Genomic DNA, 16,183 nt, shown 5'->3' with positions numbered 1-16,183 from the left:
GCTTCCGGGCTTCCGGGCTCCCGGCTTCCGGCTTCCGGCTTCCGGCTTCCGGCTTCCGGGTTCCGGGCGGTACGAGGGCTCAGGCGTGCTGTCCGATGCGGTCGACCACCTGGATGTCCTGCAGCGTCCTGGTCTCCCAGTACCAGTCGCCCTGCACCCAGTCGTCCTTGCCCACCTTCTTCGGCACGCTGCCCTTGGTCCGCAGGCCCAGGTAGTCGTACGTCCGGCGATCGAAGAGGAAGGTCCAGTTCGCCCCGGGGTACGAGACGCCGACGGCGCTGCGGCCCACGACGTCCACGTCGTCGTAGTCCAGGCGGATCCGGGGCAGCTTCGACAGCGCTTCGAAGGCGGCGGCCTGCAGGCCGGGGGGCATCACACGCGGCCCCATCATCAGCATGCAACCCTCCATGAACGCAATCATGTCGGCCTTGGGCGAGTCCGCGCCGATGCGCCTGAACCACTTCAGGAGTTCGTCGGGGTCCGTCGGGATCTTCTGGAGCTCGGAGTAGACGGTGGGCGGCCATCTCACCTCGTGCTTGCCGAGCGGAGGATCGTGGTGGATCTTGCCGTACTCCTCGCGCAGGGAGGGCTTGGAGCCGTCCACCGACATCCAGCTGTCGTCGGTCCACGTCCTGGTCCTGCCGCCCTTCACCGGCGTCCGTGTGATGTAGGTCCTGGTGTAGAAGTACTGGTCATCGCGCGGCACGGGCAGGTCGCTGCCCTGGTCGCGGGACCTCTCGGCGGCCCGGCGCAGCACCTCCGTCGCGCTGACCGTGCTCAGGTGCGGCTTGCTGTCGTCCTCGTCGCCGCGGGCCACGACGACGGCGACGCCCACCGCCGCCGCGCTCAGGCCGGCGAGCGAGGCACGGAACATGACGCGTCGGCTCAGTGCACGGCCGCGGGACGCGGCGCTGCGGGACTCCTCGTCGATGGCGGTCCGGAGGCGGGCTCGGGCGGCGGCGCGGGCCTGGTCGGAGGGCCCGCCCCGGCCCGTGTCCCATTCGCGCACCATCGTCAGTTCATCCATGGTCGGTCTCCTTCTGAGGTGCGGTAGAGGGGGTACGGTCCGGTCCGCCGAGGGCCCGTCGCAGCCTGGTGCGGGCTCTGTGCAGGCGGGAGCGCACCGTGCCGACGGGGACTCCCAAGGCCCGCGCGGCCTCCTCGTAGTCGAGCTCTCCCCAGGCGATGACCAGCAGCACGTCCCGGTACCGGGCGGGCAGTTCGGCGAGAGCGCCGGCCACCGTGCCGTCGGCCCGCCCGGCGTCGAGCCTCTCGACGATCTCCTCGGGACCGCCGTCCTCCCGGCCCGGTGGCAGGGCCGCCATGCGGGACAGGGCCCGCAGCCGGCGGGCCTCCTCCCTGCGGTGGCGGCCGATCAGGTTGGTGGCGATGCCGTACAGCCAGGGCCGGGCGTGCGCGTGCGCCAGGTCGTAGCGTCTGCGGCGCTGGAAGGCGATCACGAACGTCTCCGCCATCAGGTCGTCGGCGGTGTCGGAGCCCAGACGTCGTGCGATGTAGCGGTGGATGTCGTCGGCGTGGCGGTCGAAGATCACGGCGAACGCGTCGGGCGTCTCCCAGGAGCGTTCGATGACCGAGCCGTCGGAGCCGCCGTTCGCCTCCGTTGCCGTGTCGAAGGCGGCGCCCGAGCTCGGCGCGAGCGTCACGTCCTACCTCTGTGGTTCATGTCGTATCCCTCGAAGACCGGGTGTCATGGTCTCTCGCTGTTCGCCGACACCCGCCGCCGAGTTCCACCCCGCAGAGTGACGTGCCTCACACGCTACTTGGCGTACAACGCCTCCACCTCCGCCGCGAAGTCCCGCAGCACCGCCTCCCGCCGCAGCTTCATGGACGGTGTCAGATGGCCGTCCATCTCCGTGAAGTCGGTCGGCAGGATCGCGAAGCGGCGGATGGACTCCGGGCGGGAGACCAGTTTGTTGGCCTCGTCCACGGCGCGTTGCAGGATCGCCCGCAACTCGTCGTCGTTGACGAGGAGTTCGGCGGGGACCGGGTGCTTGCCGTTCATCCGGCGCCAGTGGGTGACGCCGTCCATGTCCAGGGTGATCAGGGCGGAGACGTAGGGGCGGCGGTCGCCCAGGACTATGCACTGCGAGATCAGCGGGTGCGAGCGCAGCCAGTTCTCCAGGGGCGCCGGGGCCACGCTCTTGCCGCCCGCCGTGATCAGCATCTCCTTCTTCCGGCCGGTGATGGTCAGGTAGCCCTCGTCGTCGAGTTCGCCTATGTCGCCGGTCGCCAGCCAGCCCTCGGCCGCCGCGGGGACCACGCCGCCCGCCGCCGGGTCCCAGTAGCCGCGCAGCACCTGCTCGCCGGAGATGAGGATCTCGCCGTCCGCGGCGATCCGGACCCGGGTGCCGGGCAGGGGCCAGCCCACCGTGCCCAGGCGGGGCTTGAGCGGGGGCGTCACGGTCGCCGCGCCGGTCGTCTCGGTGAGGCCGTAGCCCTCGTAGATCTCGATGCCCGCGCCGGTGTAGAAGGCGGCCAGGCGGCGGCCGAGCGGTGAGCCGCCGCAGATCGCGTACCTCACGCGGCCGCCCATCGCGTTGCGGATACGGCGGTACACCAGGGGGTCGTAGAAGGCGCGGGCCGTCTTGAGCGCCGTGCTCGGGCCGGCGCCCGTCCCCGCCTGCCGGGCCTCCAGCGCCTCGCCGTAGCGCTCGGCCACCGATGCCGCGCGGTCGAAGGACGACGCCCGGCCGCCCGCCTCGGCCTTGGCGCGGGCGGAGTTGAAGACCTTCTCCAGCATGTAGGGGATCGTCAGGAGGCAGGTGGGCCGGAAGGCCGCCAGGTCCGGCAGCAGGTCCTCGGCCTTCAGGCTCGGCGCGTGGCCCAGGCGGACCCGGGCCCGGACACAGGCCACCGCCACCATGCGGCCGAAGACGTGCGACATGGGCAGGAAGAGCAGCACCGACGCCTCTTCGCTCGTCCTCGCCTTGAAGATCGGGTAGAGCAGCTCGATCGCGTTGTCCACCTCGGCGAAGAAATTGCCGTGCGTGAGCGCGCAACCCTTGGGGCGGCCCGTGGTGCCCGAGGTGTAGATGAGCGTCGCGAGCGTGTCCGGCGCCAGCATGCCCCGCCGTACGGCCACCTCCCCGTCCGGCTGCTGGGCGCCGAACTCCGCCAGCCGCTCCACGTGGCCCTTCTCCATCACCCACATGTGGCGCAGGTCGGGCACCCGGTCCAGCTCGGGGCCGAGGGCGGCCGCCTGGGCGGCGGTCTCCGTGACCAGGGCGACCGCGCCCGAGTCCTGGAGGATCCAGCGGGTCTGGAAGACGGAGGAGGTGGGATAGACGGGGACCGTCACCAGACCGGCGGCCCACGCGCCGAAGTCGAGGAGCGTCCACTCGTAGCGCGTACGCGCCATGACGGCGATCCGGTCCCCCGGCATCAGCCCCTCGGCGATCAGCCCCTTCGCCACCGCCTGTACCTGGTCGGCGAACTGAGTCGCCGTCACGTCCGCCCACCGCCCGTCCTCGGCCTTGCGGCTGAGCACCACCGCGTCGGGAACCGCGGCCGCGTTGTCGAACGGCAGGTCCGCGAGCGACCCGTGGGTCACCGGGGGCGCGAACGGCGGTACGTACGCCTCCCGTACGGCCCCGTCCAGCCGCCGCGTCTCCGGCTGGACCAGGGTCGGCCCGGGAGAGTCGTCGAAGGCGGCCGAGGGGGCGAAGGAGGGAAGCGGGGTGGACACGGGCGGCTCCTGCGGCGGGCGTGCAGCGAAGAAACTGCTTGCTGCATGACGTACGTGCCTCGCGCACCGTGGCGTTCACCTGCGGAGGCCTGCGGAGGCGTGCGGAAAGGGTTACCGCTGGTTAGGCAGGTGATCGTACGGCTCCGGCGTGTGGGGGTTGTGCGGGTTCGGCGGTGGTCCGGGGCCGGGTATGTGCAACGTCGGGGGTTATGTGAGGGGTCCTCAGCTTCGAATCTCCCTCCCCGTCACGCCCGCTCCAGGACCGCGGTCACCCCTTGCCCACCAGCCGCACAGACGGAGATCAGTCCGCGGCCCGAACCGCCCTTCTCCGCCAGCAACTTGGCCAGCGTCGCCACGATCCGCGCCCCGGTCGCGGCGAAGGGGTGACCGGTGGCCAGGGAGGATCCGTTCACGTTCAGGCGGGCGCGGTCCACCGGGGCGAGACCCCGCTTCTCCCACGCCGCGAGGGTGGCCAGCACCTGGGATGCGAAGGCCTCGTGGATCTCGACGAAGTCGAAGTCGGGGAGGGCGAGTCCGGCCCGCTCCAGCATGCGCGGGACGGCGTACGCCGGTGCCATCAGCAGCCCGTCCTCGCCGCCCGCGACATCGCCGTGCACGAAGTCGACGGCCGCCGTCTCGTACGCGGTGAGGTACGCCAGGGGTTCCAGCCCCCGCGCCTCGGCCCACTCCTCGCTCGCCAGCAGCACGACCGCCGCCCCGTCCGTCAGCGGCGTCGAATTGCCCGCGGTCATCGTCGGATCGGGCCGGTCGAGGCCGAACACCGGCTTCAGCGCCGCCAGTTTCTCCGGCGTCGAGCCGGGACGCAGGTTCTGGTCCCGGTCCAGGCCGCGGAAGGGCACGACCAGGTCCTGGAAGAAGCCGCGCTCGTACGCCGCCGCCAGCCGCTGGTGACTCGCCGCCGCCAGTTCGTCCTGGGACTCGCGGGTGATGCCCCAGGCGCGGGCGGTGACAGCGGCGTGCTCGCCCATCGAGAGCCTGGTGCGGGGCTCGGCGTTGCGGGGGATGTCGGGGACGAGGTGAGTGGGCCGGACATGGGTCAGCGCCTTGAGCCGCCCGCCGAGCGACCGGGCCCGCCGGGCCTGGAGCAGGATCTGGCGCAGTTCGTCGTTGACGCCGAGGGGCGCGTCGCTCGCCGTGTCCGCGCCGCCCGCGATCGCCGACTCGGTCTGCCCGAGCGCGATCTTGTTGGCGGCGGCGATGACGGCCTGCAGGCCCGTGCCACAGGCCTGCTGGATGTCGTACGCCGGCGTGCGCGCGTCCAGCTTCGAGCCGAGCACGGTCTCGCGGGCGAGGTTGAAGTCCCGGCTGTGCTTGAGGACGGCCCCGGCGACGAACTCGCCGACCGCGCCCGGATCACCGAGCTCGTACCGCTCCACGAGGCCGTCGACGACAGCCGTGAGCATGTCCTGGTTGGAGGCGGTGGCGTACGGGCCGTCCGAGCGGGCGAACGGGACGCGGGTGCCGCCGATGATCGCGACGCGCCGTACCGCCGGCGCCATCAGAGAGCTCATCTCCACCCACTCCTCACGTCTACCTTGGCTTACCTCGGGTAACCTTACTCCGGAGTCAGCACCGGAGGGCACTGGGAGTTGGACATGGCCGATCGCTATCTGACCTTCACCGGCACCGCGCCCGGTCGCTTCCTCGCCCGCCGCCTCGGGTTGCCGCAGCCCGCCGCGCTGAAACGCTGGTCACCGCAGCGGCCCGCGCTGGAGGGCGACCGGCTGCTGCTCACGGCCGGCAAGTCGGACCTCGCCCTCGCCGATGCCGATACCGGTGGCGGTGGCGGTGGCGGTCTGGGCCTCGGCCTGACGGCCTCCTCCGAGAAGCCGGCCGCCGTACTGCTGGACGCCACGGGCGTCCGGGACGTCGAGACGCTCGCCGAGGTGCACGCCGCGCTCCACCCCGTCGTACGGTCGGTCGCCGCAAGCGGCCGGATCGTCGTCCTCGGCGCACCCCTCGACGCCGCCGACCACCACCAGGCGGCCGTCCAGCAGGCCCTGGAGGGCTTCATACGCTCGCTCGGCAAGGAGATCGGACGCGGGCGGACGGTGAATCTCGTACGGCTGACGGACGCACGCGCCGCCGAGTCGACCCTCCGCTTCCTCCTCTCCCCCAAATCGGCGTACGTCAGCGGTCAGATGATCGAAGTCGGCCCCCACGACTACGACGAGACCGCCCCGCCCGCCGACCCGGACCGCCCCCTCACCGGCCGCACCGCCCTCGTCACCGGCGCCGCGCGCGGCATCGGCGAGGCGGTCGCCGAGACGCTGGCCAGGGACGGCGCCCGGGTCGTCGTCCTGGACGTGCCGCAGGCCGAGCAGGACGCGCGGCGCGTGGCCGACCGGCTCGCCGGCACCGCCCTCGCGCTCGACATCACCGCCCCCGACGCGGGCGAGCGCATCGCGGCCGCGCTGCCCGACGGGCTGGACGTCCTGGTCCACAACGCCGGGATCACCCGCGACCGGCGACTGGTCAACATGCCCGCCGAGCGCTGGAGTTCGGTGCTGGACGTCAACCTCGCGAGCGTGCTGCGCACGACGGACGCGCTGCTGGCGAGCGGCACGCTGCGGCGGGGTGGCCGGATCGTGGCGACGGCGTCCATCGCGGGGCTGGCGGGGAACGCCGGTCAGACCAACTACGGCGCGAGCAAGGCGGGCGTCGTCGGCCTGGTCCGCTCCCTCGCTCCGCGTGCGCTCGCCGAGCACGGGGTGACGGTGAACGCGGTCGCGCCGGGCTTCATCGAGACGAAGATGACCGCCGCGATTCCCCTGTTCATCCGGGAGGCGGGGCGCCGGATGAACTCCCTCGCGCAAGGCGGACTGCCGGTCGACGTCGCCGAGACCACGGCCTGGCTGGCCGATCCCGCGTCCGGGGCCGTCAACGGCCAGGTCGTACGCGTATGCGGCCAGAGCCTGCTGGGGGCGTGATGTCCCTCGTCCTCACCAGTGCTCCTTCCCTTCCGCCCCTGCTCGCCCGGGGCGCCCTGCTGTCACCCTTCAAACGCCCCAGCCCCGACGCGGAGTTCCCGCGAACCCGACTCGTTCTGCCCGACCTGCGCGTCGACCTCGGCCGGCTCGCGGCGTACGAGAGGGTGTGCGGGTTCCCTACCGGCGAGGACGCCCTGCCGGTGACGTATCCGCATGTGCTCGGCTTCCCGCTGGCGATGCGGCTGATGAGCGGCCGGGACTTTCCGCTGCCGCTGCTCGGACTCGTCCATACGTCGATCACGATCACTCGGCACCAGTCCCTCACGGCCACCGGCCTGTACGAACTCTCCGTGCGCATCGACGGATTGGCGCCGCACCGGCGCGGTACGGAGGCCGCGGTGATCACCGAGATGCGGGCCGGCGACGAGGTCGTATGGGAGTCGCGGAGCACCTATCTGGCCCGGCACCGCACGGGGCAGCGCGCCCCCGAGGCCGCGCGGGAGGTGTCGGAGGTGGAGGGGTCGCAGGAGCCGCAGGAGGTGCGCAAGCCGCTGCCCGAGGTCGCCGAATGGCGCATCGCCGGGGACGTCGGCCGCCGCTACGGTGCCGCCTCCGGTGACCGCAACCCCATCCACCTGCACCCCCTCACCGCCCGCCTGTTCGGCTTCCCGCGCGCCATCGCGCACGGCATGTGGACGGTGGCCCGCTGCCTCGCCGCGCACGGCGCTCCGGAAGCGGCCCTGGTGGAGGCCGAGTTCAGGGCGCCTGTGCTGCTGCCGGGGACGGTGACGTACGCGGCCGAGGGTGGGCGGTTCGAGCTGCGGAGTGGGTCAGCGGAGCGGGTGCACGTGGCCGGCCGGGTTCATCCGCTCGCCTGAGCCGTGGCCTCCGGCGGCGTCCAGGGCCGGCCGCCCATGAGGTTGGCCAGCCCCGACCACGCGAAGTTCATCAGGGTGGCCGCCGCCTCCCTCGCCGTCACGCCGGGCGTGGCGTTGGCCCAGTCGGCGAGGGACTCGGCGGCGCCGACCAGGGCCTCGGCGAGACCGGCGACCTCGCGCTCGGGGAGGTCGGGGTCGCGATGGGCTTCCCGCGCCGCCGCGAGGATCAGTTGCGTCACGAACGCGACGATCTCCGCGCGCATGGCGGCGACCTCGGAGGCGAACGGCTCGCCATGGGTGCGGGCCTGCAGATGCAGGACGGACCAGCCATCCGGGTTCTGGGATGTGTGCGCGAAGAACGCGCCCAGCCCTTCCCAGAGTTGGCGGTCGGCGGGCAGATCCCGCCGCACGCCGGTGCGGACGGCCTCGGTGAGCGCGGCGGCCTCCCGCCGGATGCAGGCGGTGAAGAGGTCTTCCTTCGAGTTGAGGTACAGATACACCAACGGCTTCGACACGCCCGCGAGTTCGGCGATCTCGTCCATCGACGCGGCCATGTATCCCCGCTGACCGAAGGTCTGCACGGCGGCGTCCAGCATCTGCTGCTCACGGACGGCACGCGGCATCCGCTTGGTCTTCACAGCACCCATGGCGATTAGCGTACGGGCCGGGAGGGGCGATCCCACCCGGCCCGCTGCATCCGCCGTCTTCTACTCGTCGTTCCCGTCGTCCTGGAACCGCGCGATCCGGTCGGTCAACGCCCTGCCGTCCACCGTCGGCAGGGCCGTCAGCCGGGGCAGCAGCTGCGCGGTGAGCAGGGTGGACAGCGCGGAGGTGTCGGCGCCCGTGCCGTCGGTCCGGACGACCACCGGCTGCGGGGCTTTCCCGGCGAGCTTCGCGCCCACTTCCAGTCGGCGCCGGGCCAGTTCGTACTGCAGGACGGCGCGGTTGTCGCGGTAGGCCTTGGCGAGGGCGCGCTGGGCGCGGGCCTCGTTCTCGGCGGCGATCAGACCGCTGCGGCCCCGCGTCTCGATCTCGAACCGCACGCGCTGGGCGTTGGTCTCCTGCTGCTCGAGCAGCTGGGCGACCTCTTCGCGGGCCCGGTTCAGCGCGGCCTTGACCTCGACGATCCGGGCGTCGCGCACCTTCTTGGCGCGCTCGATGTCCATGCCCAGCTGGTCGATCCGGCGCTTGCGGATCAGGCCCCACTCCTGCTCGTACGCGGTGCGCTCCTTGGCGACCCGCTCCCGGGTGGCCAGGTGCTGCTGGTACTGCGCCGGCAGCTGCACGTCAGGGATGTTGGAGCCGGTGATGCGCACGCCGTAGCCGGACAGCTGGCGGTTGAGCAGTTCCTGCATGTCGGCCACGTCCGAGCCACGCAGGTCGTACGCCCGCTCGGTGCGCATCTTGCGGGCGCGCTGCCGGATCGCGTCCTGGACGGCGCTGGAGAGCACCAGGTCGAAGTTGCCCGCGCCGATGGTGCGGACGAACAGCACGGCGTCGGTGATGCGGAACTTCAGGAAGAACTCGATCGACCGCAGCGGCACGTTCTCCTGCGTCGGGCAGGCCATCACCGGCGCCGAGTACGGGATTTCGGTGGCCACGTCGACGACGAAGTCGACCCGCGACCACGGGTGCCACAGGTAGTGGCGGCCGGCGTCGAGGGTGCGGGTGACGGCGCCGTAGCGGGTCAGCACGCCGTTGGTGCCCTGCTCGATCTCGACGATCGAGGAGCGCCACCACCACAGCGCGCCGATCAGCAGCAGCACGACGCCGCCGATGTAGGAGAGGACGGCGAGGGTGTCGTAGGCGAGGTCCCCGGCGGTCGAGTCCGCCTCGCCCAGGGACAGCATCACGCCCGTCAGCAGGGCGTAGACGCCGAGCCACAGCGGCAGCATCCACCACAGGCGGCGCCGGTGGCGGGGGATGATGACCGGGATCAGGGTGTCGGCCTCGCCGCCGCGCAGCAGCCGCGCGATCTCGCTCCAGGGGGCGACGGACTCGGAGATGACCGAACGGCGGTGGGAACGGGCGCTGCTCACTGGGCGGCCTCCTCGGACACGTCGGAGCGGTCGGAGCTGTCGGTCGACTCGGGCGGATCGGGCCGCTCGGCCTGCTCGGGCACCTGCGGCACCGTGGGCCGCTCGGCGGCCAGCAGCGCGCCGATCTCCGTCTCGCGCGCGGCGATCCGCTCGGACACCTCGGCGAGCCGCGACCGTACGGCGGCCATGTCCTCGTCGGTGAACAGTTCCGTGCCGCGCTCGCCGACCAGTTCGCGGGCCAGCTCCAGGAAGTCGATCCCGGCGTCCGCGCTACCGCCGATGCGCACCAGGCGCGGCAGGTGGTCGGCGACCTGCTCCAGCGTGTCCAGCACCTGCTGCTGGTAGCGGTACTCCAGGATCTCCGGCGCCTCGGCCGCGGTCACCGCGCGGATGTCCAGCGCCTGTGCTTCGAGCAGGGCCGCGTTGGCCTTCGCCTCCGACTCGGCCTGGACGTAGCGCTGCCGGGCGAGCGCCTCGGCGCGGTTGGTCTCGCGCTCCACGGCGGTGTCCATCTGCGCCTGGTACTGGGCGATGTCGGCCTGGATCGCGGACAGCGTCTCGAGACTGGAGGCGAGTTCCCGGGTGAGGTCGCCCTCGTCCTGCTCCTTGCGGAGCTGGAGCGCGTACTCGTGCGTGTATGCCTCCTTGGCCACCCGCACCATCTCGGGCGCCGCCAGGTCCATGCGGTAGCGCTGGTCGGAGGGCTCGGCGTGGGTGATGTTGGCGTTGGTCAGCTCGACGGCCGGGCGGAACTGCTGGTTGAGCTGCTCCAGCAGCCGGCCGGTGTCCTCGCCGACCATGTCGTAGATGCCGGCGGCTTCCTGCTCGTAGACCAGGGTGCGGATCGTCTCGCTCACCGCGTTGCTCAGCTTCTCCTCGAAGCCGCGCACCGCGCCCAGCGTGTAGACGAACTCGGTGGGGTCGCTGATCCGGAACTGGATGAACAGGTCGATCGACGCCTTCACGCCGCCCTTGGTCGGGGCCTCGCGCACCGGCGCGTTGAACGGGTACTCGCGCGTGGTGTTGACGATGTACGACACCCGCTTCCACGGGCTCAGCAGCACGACCCGGCCCGGGCCGACGATCTTCTCGAGCTTGCCGAACCGGGTGATCAGCGCCTGGCAACCCTCCGGCACCATCACCATGCCCTGCCGCCACCACACGAAGGCGACGGCGAGCACCGCCATGACCCAGTAGTGCACGCCGAACAGCGGGTTGGTCAGGACGTCGGCACCGGCGGCGCCCACGACTCCCGCACCCACCGCGCCCAGCACGAGCAGCGTCAGCACCGGCAACATGGAGATGAACGAGCGGCCCTTGGGCATCACCATCGGGCAGATGGCGTGCGCCACCTCACCGCCCTCGCGCACCTGCTCGCTGCGGCCGAGCGCTTCGCCTGCCTCGTCCAGCGGCACCGTCTTCTGCCGCATGACGGTGGCGGTGGAGCCGCCCTGCTCGCGGGCGGCCAGGAAGTCGGCCGGGTCGATGGCCCAGCCCTGCGCGTCGTACTCCTCGCCGCCGGCGCCCTGTGTCCCTCGTCCGCCGGTCTGCCGCCGCAGTTCCTCCTGCGCGGCCGTCCGCGGATCGGTGCCGGAGGCGACGGCCTCGGCAACGCGTTGTGCGCCCTGCTTGGCGCGCGCTTTCGCTCGTGCCACAGTTCCCCCTTGTGTTCCGACGCCCGTGGGATGCGGGTCCTACTGGTGATACACCGGTCGGCCCGATGTGGTTCCAGCCATCCCACACCATGATCCGGACAAGGGTAAGGGGCGCATCCGCACAGTTACCCATCGGTATCACTGGCGGGGGTCGGAAAGACCGTACGGCGGCTCCTGCCTGCGGACGCCGGGAACCTACGAGCTCTGGGAAGAAGCCTGCCCCTGCGCCCGGGCCGAGTCGACGGCGGCGTCCTCCTGGCTGCGGTTCGCCTCCAGGTTGGCCTTCATCCGGTCGACCTTCTGGACGATCCGGACGGAGGCGCGGTCGCGTTCCCTGCGCAGCACGACGAAGCTGATCGGGGCCGAGAGCACCAGGGCGAGCAGGATGATCCACATGCCGTTGGAGTCGCCGAGGCCGCGCGGGGCGAGGCCGGAGAAGACGAGGCCCCAGACGACCACGAGGCAGCCCACGAAGATCCCGAGGCGCATCAGTGTGTAGCGGAGCATCTCAATCCACTCTTCCGATTCCAAAAAGGGCCACTGTCCAGTGAAGCACGCGGGGCAGCCGATCTTGCAGGGGGGTCGGCGCCGCTCACGGGCGCCCCGGGCGGGGCTCAGTCGAGCGGCAGCAGCATGATCACGTCGTCGCGGTCGTCGCCCGGCGCGACCCGGATGGCGTCCGGGATCCGGCCGACCTCCTTGTAGCCGCTGGAGCCGTAGAAGCGCTCCAGGCCGAGGCCGCCGCGGCAGGTGAGGCGGATCGCCTCGATGCCGCCGAAGGTGCGGGCGGACTGCTCGGCGGCCGCCAGCAGGTCGCGGCCGTAGCCCTTGCCCTGGTGCCGTGGATGCACCATCACCGTGTACAGCCACACCCAGTGGGTCATCAGGTGGTGCGTGTTGAAGGTGAAGAAGGCGGTCGCGGCCACCTCGCCGGCCTCGTCCTGCCCCACGAGCAGCCGGCTCTGTCCCTCCGCCATCGCCGCGAAGTGCTTCACGAGCGACGGCCGGATCGCCTCCCGCGTCACCGGCGGCACGAAGCCGACGGCTCCGCCCGCGTTGGAGACGTCGGTCCACAGGTCGAGGATGCCGTCGCGGAGGGCGGGAGTGACGGCGGGGTCGAGAGTGAAAGTAAGGGACACCGCGCCATCTTAACCATTACGAGAGCGCTCGTGCCGCCACTTTCAGATCCGAGACCAGCCCCTCGTACGCCGCCTTGCGGTCCGCGTCGTCCTGCGCCCGCAGCACCGACGACGGATGCACCGTCGCCACCAGCTTCTCCTGCCTGCCGTGGATCTCCCGCTCCAGCAGCGCCCCGCGCACCTCGCCGACCCGGAACGACGAGCCCAGCAGCGCCTTGCCCGCGGTCGCTCCCAGGATCACGATCAGCTCGGGCTCCACGACGGCGAGCTCGGCGGCCAGCCAGGGGCCGCACGCCGTCATCTCCCGCAGGGACGGTGCCTTGTGGATACGGCGCTTGCGGGGCTCGGCCTGGGTGAACTTGAAGTGCTTGACGGCGTTCGTCACATAGGCCTCGGCAGGGTCTATGCCGGCCTCCTCCAGCGCACGGTCCAGCAGGCGCCCGGCAGGTCCGACGAACGGTTTGCCCTGCCGGTCCTCCTGGTCGCCGGGTTGTTCGCCGACGAGCATCACACGGGCGTTCTTGTCTCCGGCGCCGAACACGGTCTGCGTCGCGTTGCGGTGCAGGGGGCAGCCCCGGCACTCGGCGGCGGCTCGACGCAGGGCGGGGAGGCCGCCGCGGTCCGGGACGAAGGGTTCTGCGGTGTAGGCGTCCTCGGGTGCCTTCGTGGTGACCATGCCCGACGGGTACCCCCGGTTGCCGGGAGTGTCCCAACCCAGGGGCATCCGAGGGCGCCCTCAGCCCGATTGGTCCACTCCGTGAGCGAGGGGAAATCTCCGGGCGCGGACTCCGCCTTCCGCGCTGTCGAAGTCGTACTCGTCGACAACGAGGAAGCCGTGTTCGACTCTCGGGAACGAAGCCAGGAGAGAAAGGGCGTCCACGCGCACGATCGGCTTCAGATCCGAGTCGATCACCCACACCCTCTTGGCGCTGGCGATCACGATTCCATCGCCCTCTGGCAGGGCGGAGACACCCGAGACTTCCAGCGACGGTCTACCGACGGGCTTCAGCTCGTAGGAGGCTGTCACCGCACCGCTCGCGGCACTGAGGATCAGCGCTGTCGCGTCCCCGAGAAGCACCATCGTGTCCGTGGCCGCACAGTGGAGACAGCCGTAGTCGCTGGTCTGCGAATCGGCGTGTCGAAGACTCGGGTCCTCACCGCGATCGCCGAGATCCGCCACCCAGACAGGGGCGCCGAAGCCGTCCTCCCGCCGAATCCTCAAGTGCTCCCGGTCGTCGATCGCACCGCGCAGGACATCGCCATCGGGTAGGGAAACGACCGCTTCTCCGCCGAATGTGACCCTCCGGGTCATCCCGTCACCAGCCGCAGACGACCGTCAGAACCGCATCGGCTGCGGGGACTCGCGGCGCAACGGGTCCGGTCCGTCGAACTCACGGATGATCTCGTACCTGGTGTTGCGTTCCACGGGACGGAACCCCGCGTCCCGGATCAGTTCCAGCAGGTCCTCGCGCGTCAGCTTGTTCGGCGTGCCGAAGTTGTCCGCGTCGTGGGTGATCTTGTACTCGACGACCGAGCCGTCCATGTCGTCGGCGCCGTGCTGGAGGGCCAGCTGGGCGGTCTGGACGCCGTGCATGACCCAGAAGACCTTGACGTGCGGGACGTTGTCGAAGAGCAGGCGCGAGACCGCGAAGGTCTTCAGGGCCTCGGCGCCGGTGGCCATCTGGGTGCGGGCCTGGAGGCGGTTGCGTACCTTGCCGTCCTTCATGTCGACGAAGTCGTGCTGGTAGCGCAGGGGGATGAAGACCTGGAAACCGCCGGTCTCGTCCTGGAGTTCGCGCAGGCGCAGGACGTGGTCGACGCGGTGGCGGGGCTCCTCGATGTGGCCGTACAGCATGGTGCACGGGGTCTTCAGACCCTTCTCGTGCGCCAGGCGGTGGATTCGGGACCAGTCCTCCCAGTGGGTTCGGTGGTCCACGATGTGCTGGCGGACCTCCCAGTCGAAGATCTCCGCACCGCCGCCGGTCAACGACTCCAGGCCCGCGTCGATCAGCTCGTCCAGGATCTCGGACGCCGACAGGCCGCTGATCGTCTCGAAGTGGTGGATCTCCGTGGCCGTGAAGGCCTTCAGGGAGACGTTCGGCAGGGCGGCCTTCAGCTCCCGCAGCGAGCGCGGGTAGTAGCGCCACGGGAGGTTCGGGTGCAGCCCGTTGACGATGTGCAGCTCGGTGAGGTTCTCGCTCTCCATCCCCTTGGCGAGCTTCACCGCCTCCTCGATGCGCATCGTGTACGCGTCCTTCTCGCCCGGCTTGCGCTGGAAGGAGCAGTACGCGCAGGACGCCGTGCACACGTTCGTCATGTTGAGGTGGCGGTTGACGTTGAAGTGCACGACGTCGCCGTTCTTGCGCGTCCGCACCTCGTGCGCGAGGCCGCCGAGCCATGCCAGGTCGTCCGACTCGTACAGCGCGATGCCGTCCTCACGGGTCAGCCGCTCACCGGCCCTGACCTTCTCCTCCAGCTCGCGCTTGAGCCCGACGTCCATGCCCACACCTTTCTCCGACAACCTGTCCAACCGTACGCCCCCACCCTTCGGGCGGGAGGTGCCCCCAAACGGCGCTAAAGGCGCTTACGCCTCTTCGGGCAGTTCCCCGACCCGGTTCTCCCACTTCGTGGAGAGCACGATCGTCGTACGGGTCCGGGAGACGCCCTTGGTCCCGCTGAGCCGCCGGATGATCTTCTCCAGGCCGTCCACGTCGGCCGCGCGCACCTTGAGCATGTAGGAGTCGTCGCCGGCGATGAACCAGCAGTCCTCGATCTCGCCCAGGTCCCGCAGGCGGTTCGCCACGTCCTCGTGGTCGGTGGCGTCGGAGAGCGAGATGCCGATCAGCGCGGTGACGCCGAGGCCGAGCGAGGCGGCGTCGACGGTGGCGCGGTAGCCGGTGATGACGCCGGCCGCCTCCAGCCGGTTGATGCGGTCGGTGACGCTGGGTCCCGACAGGCCGACGAGGCGTCCCAGCTCCGCGTAGGAGGCCCGGCCGTTCTCCCTCAGGGCCTGGATGAGCTGCCTGTCCACCGCGTCCATGCGATTCGAAGCCTTCCGCTGAAGAGGTCTTGAATGGTTCCCGAAGTGATGCGAGGTACTGCGAGTTGCTCAGAGGGCGTTCATGTCGTGCGGGCAGCGCCGCCGAGTTCGCCCCTCCAGCGGCGGTAGAGCCGGTGCTCGACGCCCGCCGCGTCGAGGACCCGTCCGGCGACGAAGTCCACCAGGTCCTGGATGTGCGTCGCCCCCGCGTAGAAGGCCGGCGAGGCGGGCACCACGGTCGTGCCCGCGTCGTCCAGGGTGACCAGGTGCCGCAGGGTCTGGCCGTTCAGCGGGGTCTCCCGAACGGCCACGACCAGCTTGCGCCTCTCCTTGAGGGTCACGCTCGCCGCGCGCTGCAGCAGGTCCTTCGACAGGCCGAGCGCGACGCCCGCCACGCAGGCCGTGGAGGCCGGCACGATCAGCATGCCCTTCACTGGGTACGAACCCGAGGACGGACCGGCGGCGAGGTCGCCCGCGCTCCAGTGCCGTACGCCCTCGATGTCCACCTGGAAGGTTCCCGGCTTGCCGTCGGCCCCCCGCGACAGCCATTCCCGCAGGTCGTCCTGCCAGTGCGCGTCCCGGAAGGAGATCCCGGTCTCGTCGAGCAGCGTGAGCCGCGAGGCCCGGGACACCACGAGGTCGACGCTCTCGCCGGCGTCCAGCAGGGCACGCAGCACAGCAGCCGCGTACGGCGTACCGGATGCTCCGGATACCCCCACGATCCAAGGCACGCGCTGCTTTTCTCCTGCGTTCACGCAAACGAGCCTACCGGTGG

The 16,183-nt window shown here is 71.0% G+C and carries 16 protein-coding genes; 2 read left to right on the top strand and 14 right to left on the bottom strand.

The window, feature by feature from the left end; genetic code table 11:
- Positions 1–79 precede the first annotated feature (79 nt).
- The 4 genes from ACZ7L6_RS23695 to ACZ7L6_RS23680 form a co-directional block, all read right to left on the bottom strand.
- Positions 80–1,027: a CU044_5270 family protein gene (locus ACZ7L6_RS23695; protein WP_471927024.1), complete on the bottom strand. Its 948-nt coding sequence runs from the start codon at positions 1,025–1,027 to the stop codon at positions 80–82.
- Positions 1,020–1,664, bottom strand: coding sequence for an RNA polymerase sigma factor (locus ACZ7L6_RS23690; RefSeq protein ID WP_471927022.1), 645 nt, complete (start codon positions 1,662–1,664; stop codon positions 1,020–1,022). Before ACZ7L6_RS23690 ends, ACZ7L6_RS23695 begins: the two co-directional genes overlap by 8 nt.
- Before the next feature lie 113 nt (positions 1,665–1,777).
- Complete coding sequence (locus tag ACZ7L6_RS23685) at positions 1,778–3,706, bottom strand: AMP-dependent synthetase/ligase (protein WP_471927020.1); 1,929 nt, start codon at positions 3,704–3,706, stop codon at positions 1,778–1,780.
- 245 nt (positions 3,707–3,951) lie between these two features.
- On the bottom strand, positions 3,952–5,238 hold the full coding sequence (locus ACZ7L6_RS23680) for an acetyl-CoA C-acetyltransferase (protein WP_471927018.1): 1,287 nt from the start codon (positions 5,236–5,238) through the stop codon (positions 3,952–3,954).
- Positions 5,239–5,322: 84 nt separating this feature from the next.
- Here ACZ7L6_RS23680 and ACZ7L6_RS23675 point away from each other — a divergent pair, with 84 nt between their 5' ends.
- Both ACZ7L6_RS23675 and ACZ7L6_RS23670 read left to right on the top strand, forming a co-directional pair.
- Positions 5,323–6,657 carry a 3-oxoacyl-ACP reductase gene (locus tag ACZ7L6_RS23675; RefSeq protein ID WP_471927016.1) on the top strand — a complete coding sequence of 445 codons (1,335 nt, stop codon included), beginning with the start codon at positions 5,323–5,325 and terminating at the stop codon, positions 6,655–6,657.
- On the top strand, positions 6,657–7,535 hold the full coding sequence (locus tag ACZ7L6_RS23670; RefSeq protein ID WP_471927014.1) for a MaoC family dehydratase: 879 nt from the start codon (positions 6,657–6,659) through the stop codon (positions 7,533–7,535). The genes ACZ7L6_RS23675 and ACZ7L6_RS23670 overlap by 1 nt, the downstream gene beginning before the upstream one ends.
- Here the strand turns inward: ACZ7L6_RS23670 and ACZ7L6_RS23665 are convergent.
- The 10 genes from ACZ7L6_RS23665 to ACZ7L6_RS23620 all read right to left on the bottom strand — a co-directional run bounded on the left by ACZ7L6_RS23665 (position 7,520) and on the right by ACZ7L6_RS23620 (position 16,139).
- A complete protein-coding gene (locus ACZ7L6_RS23665; protein WP_471927012.1) occupies positions 7,520–8,182 on the bottom strand; it encodes a TetR/AcrR family transcriptional regulator in 663 nt (220 codons plus the stop codon). The two genes, ACZ7L6_RS23670 and ACZ7L6_RS23665, sit on opposite strands and share 16 nt — an antisense overlap.
- A 60-nt stretch (positions 8,183–8,242) precedes the next feature.
- A complete protein-coding gene (locus ACZ7L6_RS23660; RefSeq protein ID WP_471927010.1) occupies positions 8,243–9,574 on the bottom strand; it encodes an SPFH domain-containing protein in 1,332 nt (443 codons plus the stop codon).
- Positions 9,571–11,229, bottom strand: coding sequence for an SPFH domain-containing protein (locus ACZ7L6_RS23655; RefSeq protein WP_471927008.1), 1,659 nt, complete (start codon positions 11,227–11,229; stop codon positions 9,571–9,573). Before ACZ7L6_RS23655 ends, ACZ7L6_RS23660 begins: the two co-directional genes overlap by 4 nt.
- A 195-nt stretch (positions 11,230–11,424) precedes the next feature.
- Complete coding sequence (locus ACZ7L6_RS23650) at positions 11,425–11,736, bottom strand: DUF4229 domain-containing protein (protein ID WP_471927006.1); 312 nt, start codon at positions 11,734–11,736, stop codon at positions 11,425–11,427.
- Positions 11,737–11,843: 107 nt separating this feature from the next.
- Positions 11,844–12,368 (bottom strand): GNAT family N-acetyltransferase, encoded by a 525-nt coding sequence (locus ACZ7L6_RS23645; protein WP_471927004.1) that lies wholly within the window; start codon positions 12,366–12,368, stop codon positions 11,844–11,846.
- Between the two features lie 16 nt (positions 12,369–12,384).
- The gene (locus ACZ7L6_RS23640) at positions 12,385–13,044 is read right to left on the bottom strand and encodes a UdgX family uracil-DNA binding protein (RefSeq protein WP_471927002.1); all 660 of its coding nucleotides are present in this window, start codon (positions 13,042–13,044) and stop codon (positions 12,385–12,387) included.
- Positions 13,045–13,104: 60 nt separating this feature from the next.
- On the bottom strand, positions 13,105–13,680 hold the full coding sequence (locus tag ACZ7L6_RS23635) for a hypothetical protein (protein WP_471927000.1): 576 nt from the start codon (positions 13,678–13,680) through the stop codon (positions 13,105–13,107).
- Between the two features lie 24 nt (positions 13,681–13,704).
- Positions 13,705–14,868: an aminofutalosine synthase MqnE gene (gene mqnE / locus ACZ7L6_RS23630; protein ID WP_471926998.1), complete on the bottom strand. Its 1,164-nt coding sequence runs from the start codon at positions 14,866–14,868 to the stop codon at positions 13,705–13,707.
- 84 nt (positions 14,869–14,952) lie between these two features.
- Entirely contained in the window at positions 14,953–15,408 is a 456-nt protein-coding gene (locus ACZ7L6_RS23625; protein WP_398819907.1) for an Lrp/AsnC family transcriptional regulator, read from the bottom strand.
- A gap of 80 nt (positions 15,409–15,488) precedes the next feature.
- Positions 15,489–16,139, bottom strand: a complete 651-nt coding sequence (locus tag ACZ7L6_RS23620; RefSeq protein WP_471927512.1) for a UbiX family flavin prenyltransferase — start codon at positions 16,137–16,139, stop codon at positions 15,489–15,491.
- Positions 16,140–16,183: the final 44 nt, after the last annotated feature.

The sequence above is a fragment of the Streptomyces sp. NPDC107522 genome (assembly GCF_055657525.1).
Note: the sequence above shows the minus strand (reverse complement) of the source record. Positions and strands in the feature narration are given on the sequence as shown.

What these genes read in the sequence shown, in the direction of transcription:
- ACZ7L6_RS23695 (WP_471927024.1), bottom strand. Translation starts at nt 1,027, where the DNA reads ATGGATGAACTGACGATGGTGCGCGAATGGGACACGGGCCGGGGCGGG.
- ACZ7L6_RS23680 (WP_471927018.1), bottom strand. Translation starts at nt 5,238, where the DNA reads ATGAGCTCTCTGATGGCGCCGGCGGTACGGCGCGTCGCGATCATCGGC.
- ACZ7L6_RS23675 (WP_471927016.1), top strand. Translation starts at nt 5,323, where the DNA reads ATGGCCGATCGCTATCTGACCTTCACCGGCACCGCGCCCGGTCGCTTC.
- ACZ7L6_RS23670 (WP_471927014.1), top strand. Translation starts at nt 6,657, where the DNA reads ATGTCCCTCGTCCTCACCAGTGCTCCTTCCCTTCCGCCCCTGCTCGCC.
- ACZ7L6_RS23665 (WP_471927012.1), bottom strand. Translation starts at nt 8,182, where the DNA reads ATGGGTGCTGTGAAGACCAAGCGGATGCCGCGTGCCGTCCGTGAGCAG.
- ACZ7L6_RS23650 (WP_471927006.1), bottom strand. Translation starts at nt 11,736, where the DNA reads ATGCTCCGCTACACACTGATGCGCCTCGGGATCTTCGTGGGCTGCCTC.
- ACZ7L6_RS23640 (WP_471927002.1), bottom strand. Translation starts at nt 13,044, where the DNA reads ATGGTCACCACGAAGGCACCCGAGGACGCCTACACCGCAGAACCCTTC.
- ACZ7L6_RS23635 (WP_471927000.1), bottom strand. Translation starts at nt 13,680, where the DNA reads ATGACCCGGAGGGTCACATTCGGCGGAGAAGCGGTCGTTTCCCTACCC.
- mqnE (WP_471926998.1), bottom strand. Translation starts at nt 14,868, where the DNA reads ATGGACGTCGGGCTCAAGCGCGAGCTGGAGGAGAAGGTCAGGGCCGGT.
- ACZ7L6_RS23625 (WP_398819907.1), bottom strand. Translation starts at nt 15,408, where the DNA reads ATGGACGCGGTGGACAGGCAGCTCATCCAGGCCCTGAGGGAGAACGGC.